Origin of the sequence: Oceanobacillus limi, assembly GCF_900111445.1 — a bacterium.
Lineage (GTDB): Bacteria > Bacillota > Bacilli > Bacillales > Amphibacillaceae > Ornithinibacillus > Ornithinibacillus limi.
Map to the genome: position 1 here is coordinate 1729 of NZ_FOHE01000003.1, position 24798 is coordinate 26526.

Here is a 24798-nt window from a genome sequence, read left to right on the forward strand (position 1 = left end):
TCACCTCCAAAGAATCGACGTTCAACCCGATAAATCAACGCTCACCCCCAAGGAATCGACGTTCAACCCGATAAATCAACGCTCACCCCCAAAGAATCAACGCTCACCCCCAAGGAATCAACGTTCACCCCCAAAGAATCGACGTTCAACCCGAGAAATCAACGCTCACCTCCAAAGAATCGACGTTCAACCCGAGAAATCAACGTTCACCCCCAAAGAATCGACGTTCAACCCAAAGAATCAACGCTCACCCCCAAAGAATCAATGTTCAATACCAATAAATCTCCCCCTTTAAATAATCATTCACCAAATTTCCAATAAAAAATTCCATCCTTTTTCCTATAATTTGCAGTTTATTGTATATATTTGTGGTAAAATATCATATAAGTAGCATTGTGTTTTCGGACAGGTGCAAGTAATAATTAATGTTGGGAGGATTTATCGTTCATGTTTTCTAGGGATATAGGAATCGATCTTGGAACTGCAAATGTACTGATACATGTAAAAGGTAAAGGTATTGTGTTAGATGAACCATCGGTTGTTGCGATGGATAGAAATACAGGTAAAGTTTTAGAAGTTGGGGAAGCAGCACGTCGAATGGTAGGACGTACGCCGGGGAATATTGAGGCTATTCGACCTTTGAAGGACGGAGTTATTGCTGACTTTGATGTGACAGAAGCGATGTTGAAATATTTTATAAATAAAATTAATGTAAAGGGCTTCCTTTCTAAACCGCGAATGCTCATATGTTGCCCAACAAATATTACTAAAGTAGAGCAAAAAGCGATCAAAGAAGCGGCTGAAAAATCTGGTGGAAAGAAAGTTTACTTAGAAGAAGAGCCGAAAGTTGCAGCAGTTGGAGCAGGAATGGAAATATATATGCCTAGTGGAAATATGGTCGTTGATATCGGTGGCGGTACAACGGATGTAGCGGTATTATCCATGGGCGATATTGTAACATCGGAATCGATCAAGATGGCTGGAGATAAGTTTGATGGAGAAATCCTTCAGTTTATTAAGAAAAAATACAAGCTGTTAATTGGGGAACGTACAGCTGAAGATATAAAGATTAACGTCGCAACAGTTTTTAAAAATTCTCGTGACGAAGCAATGGATATACGTGGTAGGGATATGGTTACAGGATTACCTCGTACGATTACAATCCGATCAAATGAAATTGAGGAAGCATTACGTGAACCAGTATCACTTATCGTTCAAGGTGCTAAGCAAGTTCTAGAGCGTACACCACCAGAGCTTTCTGCGGATATTATTGATCGTGGAGTGATTTTAACTGGCGGTGGAGCAATGATCCACGGAATTGATGAACTATTAGCAGAAGAGCTTAAAGTTCCAGTATTCATGTCAGAAGAGCCAATGCATTGTGTTGCAAAGGGTACAGGAATTATGCTTGAGAACATTGATAAAGTTGAAAAAAGTAAGATTGTTTAATAATTACCCATATCATACGAAAAGTAAACCTGAAAATTAGGGGGAGAACGACTTGTTAAGAGGTTTTTATACAGCGGCTAGCGGAATGATCTCGCAGCAACGCCATCAAGAAGCACTTGCTAATAACATTGCAAATGCGAATACACCAGGTTATAAAGCGGATCAAGCAACCTTGAGAGCATTTCCCGAAATGTTAATGCACGAAATGGGTGGAAAAAATATTCCGACACAAAATAACGTAAAATTTCCAATTAGAAACCCAATTGGATCCCTAAATACGGGAGTTTATGTTGATGAAATGGTTCCTAATTACATGCAAGGTGATATTCGCGATACAGGCATATCAACGGATTTAGCACTTGTTAATGGGAACATGCCAGATGAAACAGGAAGTATATTCTTTACTGTTCAAAATGCTGCCGGAGAAGAGCGTTATACAAGAAACGGTAATTTTACAGTGGATGGTCAAGGTTATCTTGTTTCCAACCAAGGGTATTATGTATTAGATCAAGCTGGAAATCCAATCCAAACAGATGGTATGGAATTTCATGTAACGGATAATGGAGTTATTCAATTGGATGGTGGTCAAAATATTCCATTAGGTATAGCATATACCGAAAATGCCAATGACCTTGAAAAAGAAGGAAATGACCTTTTTGCTGGAGAAGCAGGAGCGGTTCCAGAGGGTGCCACTTTTACAGTACAGCAAGGATTTTTAGAGGGGTCAAATGTTGATGCAATGCAGTCCATGACAGAAATGATGGAAGCGTATCGTATGTTTGAAACGAATCAACGTGTTCTAAAAGCTTATGACGAAAGCATGGATAAAGCAGTAAATGATGTGGGCCGTATTGGCTAATTTATATAGAAATTACGATCAAGAATTTGATCAGGAGGAAAAATTGTTATGTCTAGAATGATGATACAAGCAGCAACAACGATGAACCAGCTGCAAAACAAGTTAGATTTAATTGGACATAATCTAGCAAATAGTGAAACAACCGGTTATAAAAACCGTACAGCACAGTTTTCATCCTTGTTGGTTCAACAACTGAATAATATGAATGATCCGGCAAATGCAGAAGGGAGATTAACTCCTGAAGGTATCCGCGTTGGTTCCGGAGCAAAATTAGGTGCCATTAGCAATGATTTGTCATTAGGTTCAATTAAAGAAACTGGTCGCTCATTAGATGTTGCTTTACTAGAAGAAAATCACTTGTTTCAGGTTGAAGTAACTGAAAATGATGTTACAGAAACGCGCTACACAAGAGATGGATCGTTTTATTTAAGTCCCGTAGAGAATAACCAAGTAATGTTAACAACAAAGGATGGTCATCCAGTTTTAGGACCAAATGGGGCTCGTATTGTTTTTGCAGATGGCTTTGATTCAATTAGTATTTCAGAAAATGGGGAAATACTTGCAAAGCGCGGTGACCAAATGGAAAATGTTGGAGAGTTAGAAACAGTTGAAGCAGTTCGTCCTAGGGTATTGGAAGCAACAGGGGATAATAATTTTCGCTTACCCAATTTAGATGAGCTAGGCTATGACTTAAATGATATCATTCAGCTTGCAGCCCCATCTATGAAAAGCGGAGCACTGGAGACATCCAATGTTGATATTGGGAATCAAATGAATGATATGATCTTGACACAACGATCCTATCAATTTAATGCCAGAACCATTTCAACAACAGATCAAATGATGGGACTTGTGAATCAATTAAGATAGTTGTATCATATGACGATTTACTCTTGATAGTAGGTTGTTGTATCGATAAAGTAAACTAAGAAGTAAGGGTAAGGAGAACCAAAACATGGAGAACCAATCGGAACAGAAATCCAATCAAAAGCGGACAAAAAGCAAAGAAAAAGAAGCTTCTGTTGAGAAAAAAAGAAAGAGATCAAGGAACTACGAAGAAGAGATAACAGAAACGGATAAGAAAACGAGAAAAGAACAAAAGAAAAAACAAAAGGCAGAAAAAAGAAAATATAAGCGATCTCGTCGTCGTATTTTTCCGATTTGGCTACGTATCATAGTTGTTCTTTCGTTAGCTGGGGCTGCTTTGATAGGTGGATTGATGATTGGGTATGGCGTTATCGGTGATGGGGATCCAAATGATGCACTTAAATCTGAGACATGGCAACATATTATTGATATTATAAAAAAAGAAGAAGAATAATTCTAGGGAAGCTTACACATTGATGAAAAACTGTTGTAAGCTTTTTTCATTTTCGTAACATTTTTTGCTATAATGAGAAAAGATACATATGAGAAAGGGCGTTATACATGGATATTGAACAAATAAAAGAAGTCATTCCTCACCGGTACCCTTTTTTATTGGTGGACAAAGTGACTGAAGTTGAAGAAGGAAAACGCGTTGTTGGTTTGAAAAATGTTACCGTTAATGAACCTTTTTTCCAAGGCCATTTTCCTGAATATGCGGTAATGCCAGGCGTCTTAATTGTCGAGTCATTGGCCCAGGTTGGAGCAATTGCAGTCTTAGGGAAAGAAGAAAACAAAGGTAAATTAGGGTTTCTTGCTGGTGTAGATAAATGCCGTTTTAAGCGTCAAGTAAGACCTGGAGATCAATTGAAGTTGGAAGTAGAAATTACGCGCTTAAAAGGACCGATCGGAAAAGGTAAAGGAATTGCAACGGTGGATGGCGAGATTGCTTGTGAAGCGGAAATTATGTTTGCGATCCAATAAATTCCTGCATGAATCCTTGTAGTTCACACAAACTAGAGTAACTATCTAAACGATAGTTATTCTTTTTTTATGGTCGAATGATGTTTTTCAATAATTAATTTCTACAAAATGCGCATAAACCAACGATTTTCACTAAATTTTGTATCACTTAGAGTAAAAGTGGGTAGACTATTGACGAAAGTGAACAACTAAAGGAGGAAATTGTCATGGAAAGGAAATGGTTAGTAAAGCTAGGTACACCAATATTGGCTTTATCCTTAGTCACTGCATGTGGTACTGATGATGAAGAAGATCCGGTAGATGATGAAATCATTGAAGACCCAGCTGAGGAAGATGATGCACCATTAAATAATGATGAACTGGAAGATGACATGAATGGTGACGAGGGTCAAAATGAAGATGGTACTGGAGAAGATGGTACCGGTGAAAATGGTGACCAAGGTGGAGATAATGGCGAAGGTCTAGGCGAGGATGAAGGACTTGGAGATGACAATGGCCTAGATGAAGACGGTACTGGTGAAAATGGTGGCATGAATACAGATGAGAATGACGACGAAGAATAATTTCTCGTCTTAAAAGTATCCCCTGTTGTCTCAAACAGGGGATTTGTTTTGAGAAACTGTACTAATAAAACAGGCATTCACCGTATGGATAGTGAATGCCTGTTTTTAAGCAACTTTTCTTGTTATGTATTAACTTATACTTGAAGATCGATTTGGTTCCCGATAGAAGGGTGTGGTGCATCACTAACAGACTGCTGAAGCATATCCGTTAACTGTGCTCCTTGTTGTTCCATCGTATTCATCATCTTGTCCATTAAAGCAACACTTGCATCCGAACGAACTTGGTTCTGACTCATTGCGACTGACATAGCAGCAACATCCATCCTAAAACCTCCAATCAACTAAACTTACATTAAGTGTAACATAAACAACCCCAAACCATAACCCCAATCGGTGCCAGGCACCGACAATATTCGACGTGATTTACTAGGTGCCAGGCACCGACGATATCCGACAATATCCACTAGGTGCCTGGCACCGATTAAAGTACCGATTTTGGTGGTGGTGACCGTTTAGTCATTTTTACATTTTGTTAACGTTATTCTGCTTGTTATTTTTCTTAGGGTGCGTGTATAATGAAAAATGTGTTCAATTTGCAAACGGGAATGACTGACCGGTCAGTCAACAAGATTCACATAGAAAAGAGGTGAATGTGTGAATACCAAAAAAATGAAATTGATTGAAATTGGGTTAACCTTGTTTGCGGAGAAGGGATACCATGCAACTTCGATTTCAGAAATCGCAAAGCAAGCTGGGATTTCTAAGGGAGCCTTTTATTTATATTTTCAATCAAAAGAAGACTTTGTAACGACTGCTTTCCAGTATTTTCATGAAAAGATTTCCGAACAGATGGAGAAGGTAGATGAATCCCATGATGATCCGAGAATTTCTTTAGCGAGTCAAATTACCGTATTAACTGAATTTATCTACTCCTATAAAGGGTTTATCACCATGCATTTACGGGAGAATATCTCCATAAGTGGGAAGACGGATGAATTAATTAAACAAATGAAAGTAGAGAATTTCTATTGGTTGCGTAGTAATCTACTAGCGATATACGGAGAGAAAGTATCACCAATTCTGCTTGATTGTATTATTCAATTGGAAGGTTTAATAAATAGTTATTTCAAGTGGATTGTAATAGATGATATTAACATTGATCGTTCGAAGGTAGGCGGCTATATTGTCCGACGAATTGATCAGTTGATTCAGGCCATGCTTGAAGAAGGAGAAGAACCTCTTGCAACAATTGACAACTTTCCAAAGGACACAGAAGAATCATCAAATGTCCAACACATGTTAAACAAGTTACGGGAAAAAATAAAAACATTACCTTTAGATCAATCAAAGTTATCTGATTTAAACGAAGTACTTGATGAAATTGAAGTTGAAATGACGAAGGAAGAGCCGAAAAAGCTACTAATACAAGGCTTTTTAGCACATGTTCAGCGATATCCTGTTTTACAAGAAGAATGTGAACAAATTGCAAAACAGTTTGATATAGAATTATTAGATTAATACGGAGGAGTTTGAAGAGATGAAAAAGATGTTAACAATTGCAGTAGCTTTCCTATTCATTGGAATACTTACTGCATGTACGGAAGAGGATGAACCAAACGAAGCTGCGGAAGAAAGAATTGCTCCAGTGGAAATAGAGAAGGCAACAGAAGGGGATTTAGTTGTAGAACGCTCTGTTTTTGGGCGAACTTCTCCTAATCGTTTAACTCCAATAATGGTTCAGAACCCAGGGGAAATCGATGAGTTAGAAGTAGAAGATGGTGATACCGTAGAAGAAGATGATCGCATTGCCAAATTAAAAACAGCTGTTGGAACACAGTATGTAGATGCGGACGAATCAGGGAAAATTGTCAATTTGGAAGCAGAAGAAGGATCGATGGTGTCCGATGCGGATCCATTAGCAATGATAGCGGACATGGAAACAATGAAGCTTGAATTCAATGTAACATCAGATATGTTAGCACACATCGAAAAAGAGGATGTGTTCATAGCTGTAATTAATGAGAAGGAATATGACGCTGAAATTACGAATGTTGGTGAAATGCCAAACGATTCTGGGATGTATTCCGTGATCGCAACGGTTGATAATGAAGATGAGGCAATTTTAACCGGTCTCGTAGCTAAAATGGATATTCCTATTTCACGGGTGAAAGATACCGTACTCGTTCCAACAGCTGCAATTGTTGATGAGAGCGATGAGACATTTGTATACGTCATTGCCGATGATGAGGCGGTAAAAACAAGTGTAACCATTCGTGAAACACAATCAGGTCAAACAGCGGTAGAAGCTGATATTCAAGCAGGGGACCAAGTAGTTGTAAATGGCCAGCTCTTGCTATCAGACGGAACCAAGGTATCGATTGTTGAAGAAAGTGGGGAATAAGCAGTGAAGCTCGTAAATACATCCGTAAAGCGTCCTGTTGGGGTTATCATGGTCGTATTAGCTGTAATTGCACTTGGAGTTGTTTCACTTCGCGGGTTAGCGGTTGACCTTTTCCCGAAAATTGACTTGCCAATTGCAGTTATTGCTACTTCATATGATGACGCAGCACCACAGGAAGTAGAAAATTTAGTAAGTAGGCCGATCGAATCGGCGATAAGCTCTGTGGAAGGCATTGATACAATCCAATCCCAATCTCAGTCCGGAGCATCTCTTGTTGTGATGATGTTCAATAATGGGGTCGATTTGGATCAAGCCTTGCTCGATGTTCGAGAGCGGGTTGATCAAACAAAAGGATTTTTACCGGAAAGTGCTGGGGAGCCAAATATCATGCGTTTTAACCCGGATCAAATGCCGGTAATGTGGGTTAGTATCACTGGAAAGGATGCTGCAGCATTAACAGAGATTGCGGACGATCAAATTGTTCCGTACTTTGAACGCCAAGGCGGGGTAGCTTCTGTAACAGTAGAAGGTGCCAAAACAAGAGAAATTCAATTGGTTCTTGACCAATCAAAAATGCAGCAATATGGTGTAAATCCGCAAGAAATTACCCAAGCTTTAAATAGTCAAAATCAATCTGCTTCGGTTGGAACTGTTGAACGTGGGGATAAAGATTTACAGCTACGTATTACAGGGACATTTGATTCATTAGACGATATTTCACAAACCATTATCCAAACGCAAGCAGGAGCTACAATTCATGTAGAGGATGTAGCGGAAGTAAACGATACATTTAAGGATTCCAATGGATTGACATTAGTAAATAGCAAGGAATCCATTGTATTATCCATCATGAAGAAGACAGACGGCAATACAGTAGAAGTTGCTTCCAATATCAAAGATGGTATTGCTGATTTAAACGAGGAATTAGTCGACGGTGTTGATTTGGATATCGTAATTGATACGTCGGAATTTATCCAATTGTCCATTGATTCTGTTGTTAAAAACATATTACTTGGTGGCGTCATGTCACTTATCGTACTCCTATTGTTCCTGAAAAGCGTTCGGGCAACGATTGTAATTGGGGCTTCCATTCCAATTGCCATTATTTCTACCTTTACACTCATGTACTTCACTGGTGAAACGTTAAACGTACTGACATTAGGTGGATTGGCACTAGGGTTAGGTATGATGGTGGATAGTTCCATCGTAATTTTAGAAAATATATATTCCTATCGACAAAAAGGGTATAGCCTGAAGGAATCTGCGATGAAAGGTGCTTCGGAATTAGCGCCAGCAGTTATCGCGTCAACAACGACGACATTGGTTGTATTTTTACCAATTGTATTTGTTCAAGGGATTGCTTCCGATCTGTTTACACCATTAGCATTGGCGGTTGCTTTTTCCTTAATCGCATCGCTTGTTGTCGCATTAACACTCGTTCCAATGCTATCATCTAAATTGTTATCAAAAGCAATGGAGGACCACGGAAGACGCTATTGGTTTAACCGCTTCCTAGATCGGGTCGGAAATGGCTATGCGAGAATTTTAAAATGGACGTTAAAACATCGGAAAACAACGGTTGCGGCAACTATTATAGCTATCATTGGAAGTTTGGCACTTACTCCATTAATCGGTGCCGAATTTATGCCAGCCTCTGATCAAGGTCAGGTGCAGGTCAATGTGGAAACAGCAACAGGTACCTCCTTGAGTCAAACAGAAGAAGTTGTGGAAAAAGTAAATGAACGTTTAGCTGCCTATGAAGAGTATATTGAAATGAATTACGTAAGTGTTGGCGGTGGAGATATGACAGGCATGGGAGGTGGCGGAGGAAATCAAGCTACCTACATGATGCAGCTAATCCCAGCTAGTGATAGGGATAAATCAACAACAGATATTGTGCAAGAAATGGATGAAGATCTCCAGCGTGTGCCTGGTGCAGAAATTTCTGTAAGTGCATCGGATGCTGGTATGAGTATGGGTGACCCAATTCAAATTCAGTTAAATGGAGCCGAGCATGAGGTGCTACGTGAGCTTGCAGATCAGATCGTAACAGAGATTGAATCGATTGATGGGATTCATAATCCGTCATCTGCTGCCTCAGAAGGTGTACCGCAAATGAATATTGTGGTAGATAAAGAAAAAGCAGCAATGCATGGTTTAACACAGGATCAAATTTTAGGTCAAATTAGTTTGCAGTTTACGGGCCAATTGGCAACGCAATATCGTGAAGAAGGACATGAAATGGATGTCACACTCATTTATCCAGAAGAAGAGCGTAGTACCATTAGTGACTTACAAGACTTGAAAATATCAACACCTACTGGAGCGGTTATCCCATTAGAGGAAGTAACGCAATTCCAGGAAATGCAAGGACCTGTATCCTTGCTACGACAAAACCAGCAGCCACAAATGAACATATCTAGTGATGTTTTAGATCGTGATTTAAACAGCGTGGTATCGGATGTAGAAGATAAATTGAAATCCATTCCGTTCCCAGAAGGATATAGTTATTCCATGGGTGGGCAAGCAGAAGACATGGCTGAATCGTTTGCGGACTTAGCATTAGCCTTGGTGTTCTCGATATTCTTGGTTTATGCTGTCATGGCGATTCAATTTGAGAACTTCTTGTTCCCATTCATCATCATGTTCTCCCTACCGGCAACGGTTGTAGGGGTCATGCTTGGGTTATTTATTACCGATCTACCGCTAAGCATCCCAGGATTTATTGGGATTATCATGCTTGCAGGTATCGTAGTAAACAACTCCATTGTCCTTGTTGACTACATTAACATTTTACGAAGCAGGGGTATGGACCGATTTGAAGCAATTATTGAAGCTGGAAAAAGTAGGCTACGCCCAATTCTAATGACAACATTGACGACAATTCTCGCGATGATTCCATTAGGTCTTGCCTTAGGTGAAGGGGCAGAAATGCAGCAGCCGCTTGCGATTACAATCATTTTCGGATTGACGGTGTCCAGTCTATTTACACTTGTATTAATTCCAGTTGTTTATTCCATGTTCGATGATTTAACAGCGAAGATGGTACGAAGAAAAAAGAAAAAGGCTTAAGAAGATAAGTTGAAGGAAAGAGCTTCCATATGGGGGCTCTTTCAATGTGTTGATGACTTTGAAAAATAATAGGAATATTACTTGGGAATTTTGCCAAAATAGAACTTTCTCTACAAATTTTTACATAATAAGCTATTTATACTTTGCTAAATGGCGCGAATATAGTAGAATAGAGACAAACTTATAATAGGAGAGTTGATACATATGAACAAAACAGAATTAGTTTCTGCAGTAGCAGAAAAAAGTGAACTTTCAAAAAAGGATGCAACTGCTGCAGTTGAAGCAGTTTTCGAATCAATTTCAGATTCATTAAAAGAAGGCGAAAAAGTACAATTAATTGGCTTTGGAAACTTCGAAGTACGTGAGCGTGCTGCTCGTACAGGAAGAAATCCACAAACTGGTGAAGAAATTCAAATTCCAGCAAGCAAAGTACCTGCTTTCAAACCAGGTAAACAATTAAAAGACTTAGTAAAATAAGTCAGACTTAAAAGGTGTTCTCGCTTCAAGTAGAAGTGGGAACACCTTTTTTAAATAGTTTTGTATATGGATTTTGGTGTACGCTCTTTCTAAGCAACCGCTTTTGATTAGTGGCTAGCTCATGTTGAATTACTCTTTTATGTTTTTACATAGACTGGGTGGAATATCGTTCGCAGAGATCGTAAAGGTCCTGCCTTTTTTATTCCGTATATAAGTGGCAGTAATATAACCGCTTCAAAGTTGATAGTTAAAACCAAGAAGAATATGTGGAGAACCAGTTGCAAATAATTGTTTGATTCGTTCGTTTAGCATCAGTGGGGAATGAAGAACCCCACTGATTGAGGATTTACTTTATTGTGTAATTACCATGTCTAACAACTGTGTTTGGCATTTCATAGCCTAATACCTTTGCAGATTCCTTCGATATTTCCACTAGTACACTATTGTCTCGAACCAAAAATACGGTACCTTCGTATAAGTTGTCTTTTCGATCAAAAAGAATAACATCTCCTATATTTGCAGTAGTCTTTCCGGATGATACATTGTTCATATTTATCTTCCTTTCAGAGTTCATTTTGTAAGTTGAGTTATCTTTTCACGTTCATAAGTACAAGGTGTCTATTCGGCATACGCTTATTTGCTATGTATATGAATTGGGTGATTATAAAAAAAGCCACCTTAATACAGGTTGGCGGATAACGGTTTAATCACCATACATGTAATTAATCGGATCGTGTGTGCACCATCGATTTAAATGATTGTTGCGACCTTTTTTCTATAAGTATGCCTTTATTTTTATATTTATTATTTCTATTTTATAACTATGAGTAATTATTTTCAATCTATTTCGTCAATTTTAGATATTTTGTCATAGATTTGTTTTGGGACTTTTATACTATATTGGCGAGATGCGAGATTTAAAAAAGGAGGGCTTAACAAAAAATGTTTAAGCCCTCCTTTTGGATCGTGCTACTTTTCGAAAGATCTGGTTTGCTACTTCAGAAAACATAAGACCAATCGCGATCCCACCCGCTAGTAGCATTACTTTTGCAGAGTACTGTACTGCTGCATAATAATCATTTACTACAAAGCTTCGCATTGCTTCATAAGCCATTCCACCAGGAACAAGGGGGATGATCCCAGATACAGTAAAGATAATAATTGGCGTTTTATAGACCTTGGCACAAATTTGCGTTAAAACGGCAACTAACATAGAACCAAAAACAGTTGCTGGTACCGTATCCATCCCATTATCGACTAACACATAATAGAGGATCCAACCAGCCATACCTACGAAACCACATTGAATTAACGCACGACGCGGAGCATTAAACAAAACCCCAAAACCAGCAGCCGCTACAAAACTCGTAACCAACTGAGCAACAATAACCACACAAACAACCCCTAACTACACCGGTGCCAGGCACCGACAAAATATGACAAAACCCAACAAACGACAAATGCCGACACTATTTGGCAGGTGCCAGGCACCGACATTTTCCGACAAACATCAGGCGTGCCAATGTTCGACAACATCCAACAGGCAGGTGCCTGGCACCCCTGGGTCACCCCTGGTACCTAATCAGAGGTGTTTAGATGAAGGCGAGGACGCTGGCGATTCCGGCTCCGATGGCGAATGCAGTGAGGACGGCTTCGGCGCCTTTGGATACCCCTGCTACGAGGTGTCCTGCCATCAGGTCTCGGACGGCATTTGTGATATGTAAGCCTGGTACTAGCGGCATGACAGCACCAATGATAATTTTGTCGAGCTCTAGTCCGATTCCTAATGTAATAAATCCTACAGCAATCAATCCTATAATCAGCGAGGCGAAGAATTCTGCGATAAAACGGATTTCAACCAATCGCTCCGATCCTAGCATTGCTGCAAAGCCAAGTCCACCCGCAATACACGCTGGAATAAAGTCTGCCCACGTTCCACCGAACATAATTGTAAAGCAACCACTCACAAATGTAGCCGCAATCACCAACAACGTATTCGAATAGACAGAATGATTCCGGTCTAACTCCTTTAATGAGTCAAATGCTTCATTCAATTCCAATTCCCCAGATACGATCATTCTAGAAATTCGATTTACTTCAGCAATTTTATATAAATCGGTAGTACGCTTGGCGATACGCATGAAATTAGCTGCTTCTGCACGATCGACAGAAAAATTAATACCAGTAGGCGTTGCATAGCTTTGTGGATTTTCCACTCCAAAAGCGATGGCAATTCGGTCCATGGTATCTTCAACTCGGTATGTCTCCGCACTACATTCCAACATGATTTTTCCAGCGAGCATACACACCTTGGCAATATTATTTTGATTTTCCACATGACTACCAACTTTCAAGCTTTGAATATTCTCTACATATTATAGTAGCTATTTGTAAGATATGAAAGGAAAATAAAAAAGATGCTCTACATTAAAACCAAGCATCTTTGTAACAGTTTATTATGGAGCCATCATAAATAAAGAAACAATGGATATGATCGGTATCGCATTCATAAGTGCTAAACTTACAAAGGAAAATGTATTTACTGCTTCTTTATTTTCTTTCGTGACATCAACAGAACGCTGTAACAATACGAAGAATGAACCTATAGCCATGATCAAAATGACAATCATTCCAGGGATTAATAATTCATCAAAGGAACCAACCGTTTCCATATTGGCCATGCCAAACACAATCAAAATGATCGGAATTGCTTCACTGATTCCAACACCAATAAAAAGATTGGTTTGATACTTCTCTTTTAGCGTCGGATTTTCCTTTAACTTTTCAAGATTTATTTTGTAGAAGAATAAAATCGGTATAACTGCAAGAACCGCTGCTAATACAAACACATAAGGACTCACATAGGGTCACTCCTTTTTCAGATTTTTTAAAATTAAGTACTAGATAATATTACCATATTAATATAACTACCTCAATGGAAGACTAAGAATGTTGTAAAATTTGCATCGCTTATATTGTAAAGCTATAATTTAGTCTAGAATTAATAGGGAAATTGATAATATTTATATAGGAGAATTTTATGTTTTCAATTGCCGATTTTACAATCGCTTTTTTTATCTCATTATTTTCAGCTTGGTTGTTAACTTATCCCGTAAATAAACTTGCTGTCAAAATAGGAGCTGTTGACTTTCCTAATGATCGAAAAATACACACGAAAGTTACACCAAGATTAGGTGGGTTAGCAATATTTGTTGGAGCTTTTTTAGGAGCTATTTATTTGCAACCTTACCATGAACACTTGCCAGAAATTATATTTGGAGCTATCACGATTATCATTACAGGTGCGTTGGATGATCGATACACGATTAGACCCGTTGTTAAGCTTACTGGGCAGTTAATAGCAGCCTCTTTTCTAATATCGGGAGGGTTAATAATAGAGAGAATAACCTTGCCGTTAATTGGTGTTGTTGATTTAGGTTTTTTTAGTGTATTAATAACCGTACTATGGATCGTAGGCATAACAAATGCTATAAATTTAATTGACGGTTTAGATGGGCTTGCAACAGGTGTGTCTTCAATCGCGCTCATAAGTATTTTTGTAATGGCAATCATTGATGCGCAGGTATTGGTTGCTTATTTTTGCATTGTCTTAATCGGAGCAAACATTGGTTTCTTATACCATAACTTCTATCCAGCAAAAATTTATATGGGAGATACCGGTTCTAACTTTTTGGGGTATATGATTGCTGTTGTGTCCATACTGGGGTTGTTTAAAAATATAGCTATATTCAGTTTTGTTTTACCTATTGTCGTGTTAGCAGTTCCTATTTTTGATACATTGTTCTCTATTATCCGACGTGCAATAAAAAAAGAAAACATCATGATTGGAGACCGAATGCATATTCATTACCAGATATTAGACTCGGGGTATAGTCATCGTAAAACGGTCTTGATCTTATATGGCATAAGTGCATTATTTGGGACATTAGCCGTATTACTTTCCAATGCCTCGATAACTACTAATTTAATTGTCATGTTCTTCCTATTGATTTTACTTCATATTCTTGCTGAGATAGCAGGACTTGTAATGGGCGGAAGAAGACCGATTCTAAGTATGGTTGGAAATGTTTTGAAAATGAATAGAAAGGTTGAATAGACCTTGCTAAAGCTGGTGGAGAACCTAACGGTGATTTAAACCTTCAAAGGTTTGCATCACCGTTTTGATATTTCTTTTGAGCGTGTTAAGTGTTTATTCCCTTGCCTCTAGTTAATATGAAAAACAACTGAAATTCTATTTAACCCATTTCGGGACATCCAAGGAACATAAAATTTCTAATTCCTTTTCTCTTATATCTGTATAAGAACTTATTTGGATTAAATCCTCATCAACGAATGCCGGATGCGTCATTACTTCAACTGATTCAACATTTAACTCTCGCAATCTACTAAATATGTCTTTGTTAACGCCGCTCCCGTAGAAATCAAGGTATAGTTCTTCTGTTAATAATAGTTCAGTATACTCTTTTAATGAATCTACATATCGAATGGTTACGAGGAGGAAAAATGATGAAAATAATTCTTGTTTGCTCAGCGGGGATGTCTACATCGATGCTTGTGAAAAAAATGCGTACAGCTGCAGAAGAACGTGGGATCAAAGTTAATATTGACGCGGTGCCGGAGTCACAGTTAAAGAATAATCTTGAAGGTTTAGATGTTGTCCTAATAGGTCCTCAAGTTCGTTATCTTGAGAAAAAAATCAGAGAATTTGTGGAACCAAAAAACATCAAGGTCGATATTATTGATTCAATGGCATATGGTATGGTGCAAGGTGATAAGGTATTGGAGCAGGCAATTAATTTGAAGTAAAAAGTAAGTCTGTAATTGCACGGTTTTATCTGTGCAAGCAATGGAAGAAGCTATCCAATGATTCATATTTTGGATAGCTTCTTGTTTTATAGGTAAGCAGCGTTTATGAACTCTAATTCGTATTACTAACAAATTAACAAATAGAGGGATTGTATAGAGTTTCCATATCCGATGGAAGCTTTTTTCTTACATAAAATATACCAATCTCCTATTAAATAGGTCGTTGGCACCAGTGGAAGTTAGGTTTATAAATAGGCTTTACTCAATACGTGAAAAGTAACAACCATATTTTCCAACGACAAGTAGGAGATTATGCACCTGGATTAGCTTCCGATGAGAATGGTGCTTCTGCAGAAAGTACGTACATTTATGCAGCTGGAGAATTTGAGCAGTTAACAGCTGAAGAAGGAAACTTAATGATCCGTGCACGTATCGCACAGCCTGTTGATGGAATGGTAACGAAGCGAATGTAACATTATTACATAAGAAAACATTTCTTTATAGTAAGTCTCTATAGATTTTGCCCTTACAGAAATCATATTAGTCTAGCAATCTATTTATTACTGATAATTTGTTCTTTTTAAAGAATTTAAACCAGTTCTATTTACCTAACTCGGCGCGCTAGGTACACATGTATAATTCATTATATCGAACCGATTTTTCCTAATATTCACTAATAATAATTTTATTAGTCCGATATACCTAAATGAGTTTTGTAGAATCAAGTAAGAATTTCACTATTTTCATAGAATCCATAAGGAATTATCACCAGGACTTTCGGTACTTGTCTAACTATTAAGAATTATCTATCATAAATGTACCTCATAGTAATTAAGTCATAGAGAATGAAAAGGAAAGGAGAAGGAGGAAGCTTGGCAAAAAATCTTAAAAAGGAGGAAGTATATGGTTAAGAGAATATCAGCATTTTTATTAGTCTTTTTACTGGCTTTTAGTAATGTATCCTTTGCAACAGGGAGTATTGTGCAAAGTGGGGATTTGCAACGGGAAAACCTATCGAATTCTGATACATTAGAAGAAACAATTGATCCAAATAAAGAAGTTCGTGTGATTGTTGAATTAGAAGGTGAGGCTCCGATTGAGAAGGCAACAAAGAAAGGTGTAAAGTTTGGTGATTTAGCTAAAGTAGAAAAGAAACAACTGAAAAAAGCAGCTAAAGAAAAGAAAAAAGCTGTTAAAAATGAATTAAAAAAGAAAAAAGTAAATGCCGAATACTTACAGGAATTTGACATTGTTGTTAATGGATTCAGTGCAGAAGTGAAGTACGGAGAAGTCGAATCTATTAGTGAAATTGATGGAGTTAAAGATGTTTATATTGCCAATGAATATGAACGTCCAATTGCTGAGCCAGATATGGTCAGTAGTAAAGAATTAGTTGAGGCGCAGCAAGCATGGCGTGACTATGGCTTCAAAGGGGAGGGTATGGTTGTCGGTGTCATTGATACTGGTATCGACCATAACCACCAAGATATGGTTCTTTCTGATAGCGAATCGGTTGAATTAACGGAAGAAGAGGTTAATCAAGTTATCGCAGAAGAAGAGTTGCCAGGTCTTTATTACACGGAAAAAGTTCCATATGGTTACAACTACATGGATGAGAATCATGAATATACTGATGATTTTCCAGGCGCATCCTCTCATGGTACTCATGTAGCTGGTACGGTAGGTGCAAATGGTGATGAAGATAATGGTGGAATCTTAGGTGTTGCTCCAGAGGCACAACTTTTAAATTTAAAAGTTTTTGGTAATGATCCAGAGAATCAAACAACATTTGGGGATGTCTACATTAAAGCGATCGATGACGCGATTAAGTTAGATGTAGATGTACTAAATATGAGCCTTGGTTCTCCATCTGGATTTGTAAGTGAAGAATCACCTGAGCAACAGGCAGTGACAAGAGCAGTAGAAAATGGCGTATTAATGTCTATCTCTGCTGGAAACTCTGCAATGTTTGGGGACGGATATTTTTATCCATATGCTTCTAATCCTGATTACGGTGTAAGCGGATCTCCTGGTGTTGCTTATGATTCATTACAAGTTGCTTCTCTTGAGAATAGCTTTATGTCCGTTGAAGCATTAGAGTATTCGATTAATGGTGAAACGGAAACCGCTGGATATTTATCAGCCGGTCAAACCCCTCCTCCAATGGATGGAACAACCGTTGAATTAGTTGAAGCAGGTCTTGGATATCCAGAGGATTTTGAAGGGAAGGACGTTGAAGGGAAATACGCATTGATCCAGCGTGGTGAACTTGCCTTTACAGACAAAGCACTAAATGCACAAGCAGCAGGTGCAGCAGGTGTGTTCATTTATAACAATGTGGATGGAATCGTTAACATGGCAACAGATCCGTCTATTGTTATTCCACAGCTTTTCTTACTAAAAGCTGACGGTGATCGTTTTGCAGAAGCTTTAGCAAATGGTCAAGACGTATCCGTAGCATTCCATGGTGAGAAAACGTCTATTGTAAACCCAGCAGCGGGACAAATGAGTGAGTTTACTTCTTGGGGATTAACGCCAAACCTTGATTTCAAACCAGAAATCACTGCTCCAGGAGGACAAATCTATTCCACGTTAAATAATGGGGAATATGGAATTAAGAGTGGTACTTCTATGGCAGCTCCACATGTATCTGGTGGTGGTGCACTTGTTCTCGAACGTGTTGATACGGAATTTGATTTACAAGGAGCAGATCGTGTAAATCTAGCAAAAAATATTATGATGAACACTGGTGAAATAGTAGATTTTGATGGCGCACCTGTTTCCCCTCGTCGCCAAGGTTCAGGTAATATGCAGCTACATGCAGCATTATCTACACCTGTCATGGTAACAGAAACTGAAACTGGTGAAGCAAAAGTTGCTTTGAAAGAGGTAACAGAAGATGTTGTGAGCTTTGAATTGACTGCAGAAAACTTCACGGATGAAGCGGTAACATATGAAGTCGAAGCTAATGCACAGACGGATTCTCCGGTTGATGGTGGGGGAGTCTTCGTAGCCGCACCTAATTTATTCGGTGCATTAGAATTAGACGGTGTAGCAAGTGTTGATAATTCGATTGAAGTACCTGCTAATGGTTCAACTACATTTGAAGTTACACTTGATGTCAGTGAATGGGATGCAGATTTAAATGACATTTTCACAAATGGCTACTGGTTAGAAGGGTTTGTAACTCTTACGGATCCAAGTGACGTGAATCCAAGTCTAACTGTTCCTTATGTTGGCTTTAAAGGCGACTGGGATGCATCTCCTATTTTTGATACTGCAGATGACATGTCTTTTTATGGCATGACTGGTATTGCCAATGATGTAGGCGGAGGAGAATATAGCTTCTTTGAAGGCGATGCAGTAATTTCTCCAAATGGAGATGGCGAATTAGACGATGCATTGCTCGTTGTTTCCTTCCTAAGAAATGCAGAGGATGTTCGATTTAATGTGTTAAATGCGAATGGAGACGTAGTGGAAACCATAACGGAAGAGAGCTATGTACGCAAAAATTATTATGATGGTGGCTTGGCACCACATTACTCACTAGATCCAGCACGTACTTGGGATGGAACAATTAGAGGGGTACCTGCTCGAGATGGTCAATACTTCTTACAAGCAGAAGGGGTTATTGACTTTGATGGTGCAGAGTGGGATTCTATTGAACTACCAATCTATGTAGATACTACCGGTCCAGAAGTTGATATGCAGTATAACCGTGGTCCGCGTGACGTTACACTATCAGTAAGTGATGCCCATGGTGTTGCTGAATGGGAAGTAATTGTTGATGGTGAAACCGTAGCAACGCTTACTGAAGAAACGGAATATCAACTATCTCGAATTCGTCCTAACCAAGTAGTAACTGTTATTGCTACAGATAGTCTTGGTAACGTATCTGAGGAAGTTGTTATTGGCCCACAAGGAAATGCATATGGAAAGCTAAGAGGCAATAATGGCAAAGGCCCAGCAAGATTGAATTAATGATAATAGTACAGCATTAGCAGAAAACGGTGTCCTTAACAATCGGGACGCCGTTTTTTTCTTTATAGGTGCCAGGCACCACCGCGATAGCAGCAATAAATCAACACGTGCCAGGGACTCAACAAGTTTCTGGCGAAGTTCCCCGGGTGCCAGGCACCCGCCTAATTAATAGTAAAAATTCGCCAGGTGCAGTTATCAAAGAAGTATCCGACACACTTCCTTAGGTGTTGGTTAGGTGCCAGGCACCTAACCAACACCTACCTACTACTTGGGGAACAATCTCCAAATTCAAAGAATTCTCTACATATTTTCCTGAAATTTAGTGTTTTTTTTCGTAAATCTTTCACATACACCGTATTGTTTCCATATCAATTCATATTCTAACAATATCTAAAATGTAATAAAGGCTTGTTTTTGAGATAATTAGTTAGTGAAACGAAATATAAAAAGGGGTTAAAGTATGAAAGAACGAACGACATTGAAGAAATCGTTAAAGGCACACTGGGTATGGGCGATTGCACTTGGATCGTCAATCGGCTGGGGTGCGTTCGTACAACCAACAACATGGATGTCATCTGCTGGTCCGCTTGGCGTTATTGCAGGGTTTGGGATCGGTGCATTACTCATGATGCTTATTGCTGTTAGTTATGGTTTTCTGATTAAAAGCTTTCCCGTATCAGGTGGAGAGTTCGCGTATTCCTACATTAGCTTAGGGCGCACCCATTCATTTATCGCTGGTTGGTTCCTCACACTAGGTTACATATGTATTGTCGCACTCAACGCGTCAGCATTTGCACTTATGTTTAAGTTTGTTTTTCCAGCATTAATTGAAAATCTACATCTTTATCAAGTAGCTGGCTGGGATGTGTACGGCATGGAAATTGTTGTTGCATCTGTTGCATTGGGAGTTTTCGGCTTCTTTAATGTAAAAGGCACAGGCCTTTCCGGTCGAATGCAATTTATTTTCTGTAGTATTATGGTAATCAGCGTGGTTGCACTTACCCTATTAGTTGGTGCACAGCCTGGAGCGGGACTATCAAATGTTAAACCATTGTTCCCGGCAGAAACAACTGCATTTGCTGCAATTATTTCAATTGTTGCGATCGCACCGTGGGCATATGTAGGCTTTGATAATGTACCACAAGCTGCAGAGGAATTTCATTTTTCCTCTAGAAAAGCATTTACATTAATCATTTTAGCTATACTATTTGCAGCCATTTTATATAGTCTTATGATTTTGGCAACGGCAATGATCTCGCCGTGGGAAGAACTTGTTGCTCAGGATGTCGTTTGGGGTACAGGTGCTGCCATTCAGGATCTACTAGGAACAATGGGATTAATCATTTTAGTAACGGCATTAACAATGGGAATATTTACTGGATTAAATGGATTTATTATTTCATCAAGCCGTTTGTTATTTGCAATGTCACGTGCTAAAATCATCCCTAAAGCATTTTCAAAGCTACATCCAAAGCATAATACACCATACGTTGGGATTATCTTCACGGTAATTGTATCGATGTTTGCCCCTTGGTTTGGTCGTGAGGCCTTATTATGGGTAGTGGACATGTCTTCGATTGGAGTGACGGTAGCCTATTTCTATACGTGTTACACGGCGTTTAGTCTATTTCGAACGAAAATGGGACCTGGATTTGATCCAGCAAAAAACGTTGTCGCTCCACTCAAAAAAGTAATCGCTGCAATTGGAATGGCTGCCAGCCTAGTATTCTTAGCACTACTATTATTCCCAGGTTCACCAGCATTCTTAGGAATTGAATCAAGAATTGCTTTAGTAGCATGGATCTTGCTTGGAGTTCTGTTCTATCTGATCAAGCGCAAGGAATTTAATAGCATCCCAGAAAAGGAATTGAACTATTTAATATTAGGAAACGAAAAAATAGAAGCAAAAAACCGCTAGGGACAAAGGGACAGGATCCTTGTCCCTTTCCTGCTTTAAAAAGAGGGCGTGGTGGGACAGGAAACCTGTCCCCCTGTCCCTTGTCCCCCTGTCCCTGCAACAAATGAAAAGGAGTATTTTACAACATGACGTGGTATTTGAGTTATATTTTGGTTTATTTTATTTTAATGTTTGCAATGGGTTTTTACTATTTCTTTAAGGTGAAAACTTATGATGAGTATTTGATTGGAAGCTGGAATACTGGCTTTTGGAAAATTACAGGAACAATCGTTAGTACATGGTGTGGTGCAGCTGTATTTATTGGCTGGGTCGGCATGGGCTTCACGGTAGGGCTCTCTGGGTTCTTTAAATTTGCCTTACCAGGAATATTATTTTGTTTATTATTAATTGTCGCTTTTGCAGGGCCATTACGCAGGCAACGGTTGTATACGTTGGCAGACCTGTTTGGAGAACGTTTTGGTGGAAGAGCAGGTATCATTCCTTCTATACTTTCTGCATTTATTTACTCTGTTCCGACACTAGCCTTACAAATGGTGGGAATGTCAACAATCTTCAATATTACGTTAGATATTGAACCGAGCACAGGAATCGCATTATCCTTTGTCTTGATTTTAGGATTTACGATCCTTGGTGGGCTACCAGCAACAATCATTACGGATGCGATTCAGTCGATTATTGTTATCATTGGTATTGTTGTTTTATTCATTGCTAGCATCGTATATGCAGGTGGACTTGGTGATGCGATTGTCAATACACCAGCCGAGTATTTAAATCCACTTGGTGCAGAAGGATTAGGAGAGATTTTGCTCTATGCATTGTCTGTTGGTCCGTTCTACATGGTATGGCAATCCACATGGCAACGAATTTTTGCATCCGAAAGTGAACAAGTAGCGAAAAAAGCTGGAATCACTGGCTTTGTCATTGCTGGTGCCATTTCTTTTCTACCATATTCCATCGGGGTAATTGCACGTCAATATGTCCCATTAGATATGGATCCAGATTTATTATTCTCTTATGTCACAGCAGAACTATTGCCGCCAGCTGTAGGGGGGATCGTATTTATTGGTCTACTTGCTGCCTTAATGACAGGAGCAACATCGTTTATTTTACAGGGGAGCTCGAATCTAACACGTGACCTGTACCAGCGCTTGATAAAACCAAATGCAGATAATAAGCAATTGATGATTACAGCGCGTATTACGGTTGTTATAATTACCGTTCTAGGCTTAGGGGTATCTTATTTAGTAACAGACATTGCAACAGCCTATCAATGGGCATTACGTCTATCAGCTACCGTGCTTGTATTCCCATTCCTAGCAGTAATGTTCTGGAAACGAACAACAAAAGCAGGAATGATTGGCAGTATGACGTTGGCATTACTTGCTACCTTAAGCTGGCCATTTCTAGGAATTGCACTAGACCATACGATCTTTGGATTCTTGGTGTCCATTATTAGTTTAGTCGTAATTAGTTTACTAACACAGCATGATAAAACGGAACAAGTTCGCGCTGTATATTGGGACGATCTTGATTCAGCTAACGAAACCGAACAAGCTTAAATTGTGTGTTCAAATAGGAGGATAAAAGGAATGAGGACGGGCTAATTTTGCAAAGTTTAAAAATAACTGCGATACTAGTTCGTCCAATACGATTTCTTATTGCGCCAATTCCATCCGCTTTTTGAACAATTCACTCCAAACAATGAAAGAAGGATAAATCAACATGAGTACTGTAGATCTCATTATTAAAAATGCAACGATATTAACCGTTGACGAGAAAAATTCCAAGGCAGGCTCCTTGGCGGTAGCGAACGGCCGTATTGAAAAAATATGGCCACAGTTGGAACCTCCATTAAATGAAATTGAAACAAATCCAGCTACAGAAGTAATTGATTTACAAGGAAAAACGCTTATTCCTGGATTTATTGATACACATAATCATTTGCTGATGTATTCGCAATTTCGCAAGCAAGCAAATTGCAGTACACCACCTAATGAATCCATTCAAGACATTCTCGATCGGGTAAAAGAACTTGCGGCCAATACACCAAAAGGCGAATGGGTAATGGGCTGGGGCTATGATGATACCCTTCTACAGGAAAAAAGACATCCGACTCGAGATGAATTAGACGAAGTAGCGCCAGAACATCCAGTATTTCTACGACATATTTCGGTTCACTTTGCTGCCGCTAACTCAAAAGCTTTGGAATTGGCTGGAGTAACAGAAGAGACACCGAACCCTAAAGGGGGACACTTTGGAAGGGATGAAAATGGTCGCTTGAATGGTGTGTTACACGAGCTACCAGCACTAGAACCAGTACAAGCGATCATACCAGAACCGTCTGCTGAGGAATTGGCTTCTCTAATTGGTGAAGCAACAGAAGACTTTCTAGCAGAAGGCATCACAACTAGCTCTGATGCAGGTGTGGGGCTTGATCAAGGGAAAATTGAATTAGAGGCTCACGTGAAAGCATCTGCAGATGGAAGAAACCCACTAAGAATGCGTTTGATGGTGCTGCATCACCTCTTAAATGAAGAAGGGCCATATCATGGTTACACGGCAGCAGAACTAACAAATGAAATAGAAAAACGAACAAATGGAAATGCAACGCTTGATAGTGCCAAGCATTTCCAAGATGGTTCGATACAAGGGATGACGGGAGCGCTACGGAAGCCATATCATAATGATCCAAACGAATATGGAGAGCTCCTCAATGACCAAGACGACTTCAATGAAGAAGTATTAGATCTACACAAAAGAGGCTTCCGTGTAACCATACATGGAAATGGTGATCGAGCAATCGGATCCATATTAGACGCGTATGAAAATGCCTTGACAAAGGCCCCTAGAGAAGACCATCGTCATCGGATCGAGCATGTTCAAACAGCAACATCAGAGGATTTAGACAAATTTAAGACACTGGATGTAGCGGCGTCCTTCTTTATTAACCATGTGTATTATTGGGGAGACAGACATAAAAATATCTTCCTTGGACCAGCACGTGCCAAGCGGATTAATCCACTAGCAGACGCGTCTGAGCGGGATATCCTTTATACGCTTCATTCTGATTGTCCAATAACCCCAATCTCCCCCCTGTTCTCTATTTGGGCAGCGGTGAATCGAGTAACACGTGATGGAGAGATCTTAGGTGAAGACCAACGCATCAGTGTGGAAAAAGCTCTACGTACCATGACGATTGATGGAGCGAAATTAAACTTTGATGAAAACAACACAGGCAGTATTGAAGTCGGCAAGCTAGCTGATTTTGCAGTGTTGGATGAGGACCCTACATCGATTGATCCGATGAAAATTCGAGATATAAGGGTATGGAGTACGTTTGTCGGTGGGGAGAAGGTCTACGAAAGAAATTAATATAACAAGTAAGGGAGCATGCACATTGCAT

At 39.2% G+C, this 24798-nt stretch carries 23 protein-coding genes; 17 read left to right on the top strand and 6 right to left on the bottom strand.

Going from position 1 to position 24798, the window contains the following annotated elements; genetic code table 11:
* Positions 1-447: 447 nt before the first annotated feature.
* The 6 genes from mreB to BMX40_RS04340 all read left to right on the top strand — a co-directional run bounded on the left by mreB (position 448) and on the right by BMX40_RS04340 (position 4719).
* Positions 448-1449: a rod shape-determining protein gene (mreB, locus tag BMX40_RS04315; RefSeq protein WP_090867219.1), complete on the top strand. Its 1002-nt coding sequence runs from the start codon at positions 448-450 to the stop codon at positions 1447-1449.
* A gap of 52 nt (positions 1450-1501) precedes the next feature.
* Positions 1502-2308 carry a flagellar hook-basal body protein gene (locus BMX40_RS04320; protein ID WP_090867221.1) on the top strand — a complete coding sequence of 269 codons (807 nt, stop codon included), beginning with the start codon at positions 1502-1504 and terminating at the stop codon, positions 2306-2308.
* A 48-nt stretch (positions 2309-2356) separates the two neighbouring features.
* Positions 2357-3178, top strand: a complete 822-nt coding sequence (locus BMX40_RS04325) for a flagellar hook-basal body protein (protein WP_090867223.1) — start codon at positions 2357-2359, stop codon at positions 3176-3178.
* Between the two features lie 85 nt (positions 3179-3263).
* Complete coding sequence (locus BMX40_RS04330) at positions 3264-3629, top strand: DNA-directed RNA polymerase subunit beta (RefSeq protein WP_090867225.1); 366 nt, start codon at positions 3264-3266, stop codon at positions 3627-3629.
* Positions 3630-3736: 107 nt separating this feature from the next.
* Positions 3737-4156: a 3-hydroxyacyl-ACP dehydratase FabZ gene (fabZ, locus tag BMX40_RS04335; protein WP_090867227.1), complete on the top strand. Its 420-nt coding sequence runs from the start codon at positions 3737-3739 to the stop codon at positions 4154-4156.
* Positions 4157-4362: 206 nt separating this feature from the next.
* Positions 4363-4719, top strand: coding sequence for a hypothetical protein (locus tag BMX40_RS04340; protein WP_090867229.1), 357 nt, complete (start codon positions 4363-4365; stop codon positions 4717-4719).
* Between the two features lie 134 nt (positions 4720-4853).
* On the opposite strand, the gene BMX40_RS04345 is transcribed toward BMX40_RS04340, so the two are convergent.
* Positions 4854-5042 (bottom strand): YjfB family protein, encoded by a 189-nt coding sequence (locus tag BMX40_RS04345; protein ID WP_090867231.1) that lies wholly within the window; start codon positions 5040-5042, stop codon positions 4854-4856.
* Positions 5043-5373: 331 nt separating this feature from the next.
* Here BMX40_RS04345 and BMX40_RS04350 point away from each other — a divergent pair, with 331 nt between their 5' ends.
* The 4 genes from BMX40_RS04350 to BMX40_RS04365 all read left to right on the top strand — a co-directional run bounded on the left by BMX40_RS04350 (position 5374) and on the right by BMX40_RS04365 (position 10669).
* The gene (locus BMX40_RS04350; RefSeq protein ID WP_090867233.1) at positions 5374-6237 is read left to right on the top strand and encodes a TetR/AcrR family transcriptional regulator; all 864 of its coding nucleotides are present in this window, start codon (positions 5374-5376) and stop codon (positions 6235-6237) included.
* A gap of 19 nt (positions 6238-6256) precedes the next feature.
* Positions 6257-7120, top strand: coding sequence for an efflux RND transporter periplasmic adaptor subunit (locus BMX40_RS04355; protein ID WP_090867234.1), 864 nt, complete (start codon positions 6257-6259; stop codon positions 7118-7120).
* A 3-nt stretch (positions 7121-7123) separates the two neighbouring features.
* Entirely contained in the window at positions 7124-10192 is a 3069-nt protein-coding gene (locus tag BMX40_RS04360) for an efflux RND transporter permease subunit (RefSeq protein WP_090867236.1), read from the top strand.
* A 204-nt stretch (positions 10193-10396) separates the two neighbouring features.
* Positions 10397-10669 carry an HU family DNA-binding protein gene (locus BMX40_RS04365; protein ID WP_090867238.1) on the top strand — a complete coding sequence of 91 codons (273 nt, stop codon included), beginning with the start codon at positions 10397-10399 and terminating at the stop codon, positions 10667-10669.
* 346 nt (positions 10670-11015) lie between these two features.
* On the opposite strand, the gene BMX40_RS04370 is transcribed toward BMX40_RS04365, so the two are convergent.
* From BMX40_RS04370 to BMX40_RS04385, 4 genes are all read right to left on the bottom strand, one after another.
* Positions 11016-11219 carry a DUF2187 family protein gene (locus tag BMX40_RS04370; protein ID WP_090867240.1) on the bottom strand — a complete coding sequence of 68 codons (204 nt, stop codon included), beginning with the start codon at positions 11217-11219 and terminating at the stop codon, positions 11016-11018.
* A gap of 396 nt (positions 11220-11615) precedes the next feature.
* Positions 11616-12062, bottom strand: a complete 447-nt coding sequence (locus BMX40_RS04375; protein WP_090867241.1) for a threonine/serine exporter family protein — start codon at positions 12060-12062, stop codon at positions 11616-11618.
* A gap of 199 nt (positions 12063-12261) precedes the next feature.
* The gene (locus BMX40_RS04380) at positions 12262-12972 is read right to left on the bottom strand and encodes a threonine/serine exporter family protein (protein ID WP_090867698.1); all 711 of its coding nucleotides are present in this window, start codon (positions 12970-12972) and stop codon (positions 12262-12264) included.
* A gap of 153 nt (positions 12973-13125) precedes the next feature.
* The gene (locus BMX40_RS04385; RefSeq protein ID WP_090867243.1) at positions 13126-13530 is read right to left on the bottom strand and encodes a hypothetical protein; all 405 of its coding nucleotides are present in this window, start codon (positions 13528-13530) and stop codon (positions 13126-13128) included.
* Positions 13531-13709: 179 nt separating this feature from the next.
* On the opposite strand from BMX40_RS04385, the gene BMX40_RS04390 reads away from it, so the two are divergent.
* Positions 13710-14786 carry a glycosyltransferase family 4 protein gene (locus tag BMX40_RS04390; protein WP_090867245.1) on the top strand — a complete coding sequence of 359 codons (1077 nt, stop codon included), beginning with the start codon at positions 13710-13712 and terminating at the stop codon, positions 14784-14786.
* Positions 14787-14921: 135 nt separating this feature from the next.
* On the opposite strand, the gene BMX40_RS20085 is transcribed toward BMX40_RS04390, so the two are convergent.
* Positions 14922-15071, bottom strand: a complete 150-nt coding sequence (locus BMX40_RS20085; RefSeq protein WP_170840660.1) for a hypothetical protein — start codon at positions 15069-15071, stop codon at positions 14922-14924.
* Between the two features lie 125 nt (positions 15072-15196).
* Between BMX40_RS20085 and BMX40_RS04395 the strand changes: the two genes are divergently transcribed.
* The 6 genes from BMX40_RS04395 to BMX40_RS04420 all read left to right on the top strand — a co-directional run bounded on the left by BMX40_RS04395 (position 15197) and on the right by BMX40_RS04420 (position 24767).
* A complete protein-coding gene (locus BMX40_RS04395) occupies positions 15197-15496 on the top strand; it encodes a PTS sugar transporter subunit IIB (protein ID WP_090867246.1) in 300 nt (99 codons plus the stop codon).
* 269 nt (positions 15497-15765) lie between these two features.
* Positions 15766-15969 carry a hypothetical protein gene (locus BMX40_RS04400; protein WP_090867248.1) on the top strand — a complete coding sequence of 68 codons (204 nt, stop codon included), beginning with the start codon at positions 15766-15768 and terminating at the stop codon, positions 15967-15969.
* A gap of 430 nt (positions 15970-16399) precedes the next feature.
* Positions 16400-19477 (top strand): S8 family serine peptidase, encoded by a 3078-nt coding sequence (locus BMX40_RS04405; RefSeq protein WP_090867250.1) that lies wholly within the window; start codon positions 16400-16402, stop codon positions 19475-19477.
* Between the two features lie 460 nt (positions 19478-19937).
* Positions 19938-21395, top strand: coding sequence for an APC family permease (locus BMX40_RS04410; RefSeq protein ID WP_090867252.1), 1458 nt, complete (start codon positions 19938-19940; stop codon positions 21393-21395).
* A gap of 125 nt (positions 21396-21520) precedes the next feature.
* Positions 21521-22954, top strand: coding sequence for a sodium:solute symporter family protein (locus BMX40_RS04415; RefSeq protein ID WP_090867254.1), 1434 nt, complete (start codon positions 21521-21523; stop codon positions 22952-22954).
* Positions 22955-23117: 163 nt separating this feature from the next.
* The gene (locus BMX40_RS04420; RefSeq protein ID WP_090867255.1) at positions 23118-24767 is read left to right on the top strand and encodes an amidohydrolase; all 1650 of its coding nucleotides are present in this window, start codon (positions 23118-23120) and stop codon (positions 24765-24767) included.
* Positions 24768-24798 lie beyond the last annotated feature (31 nt).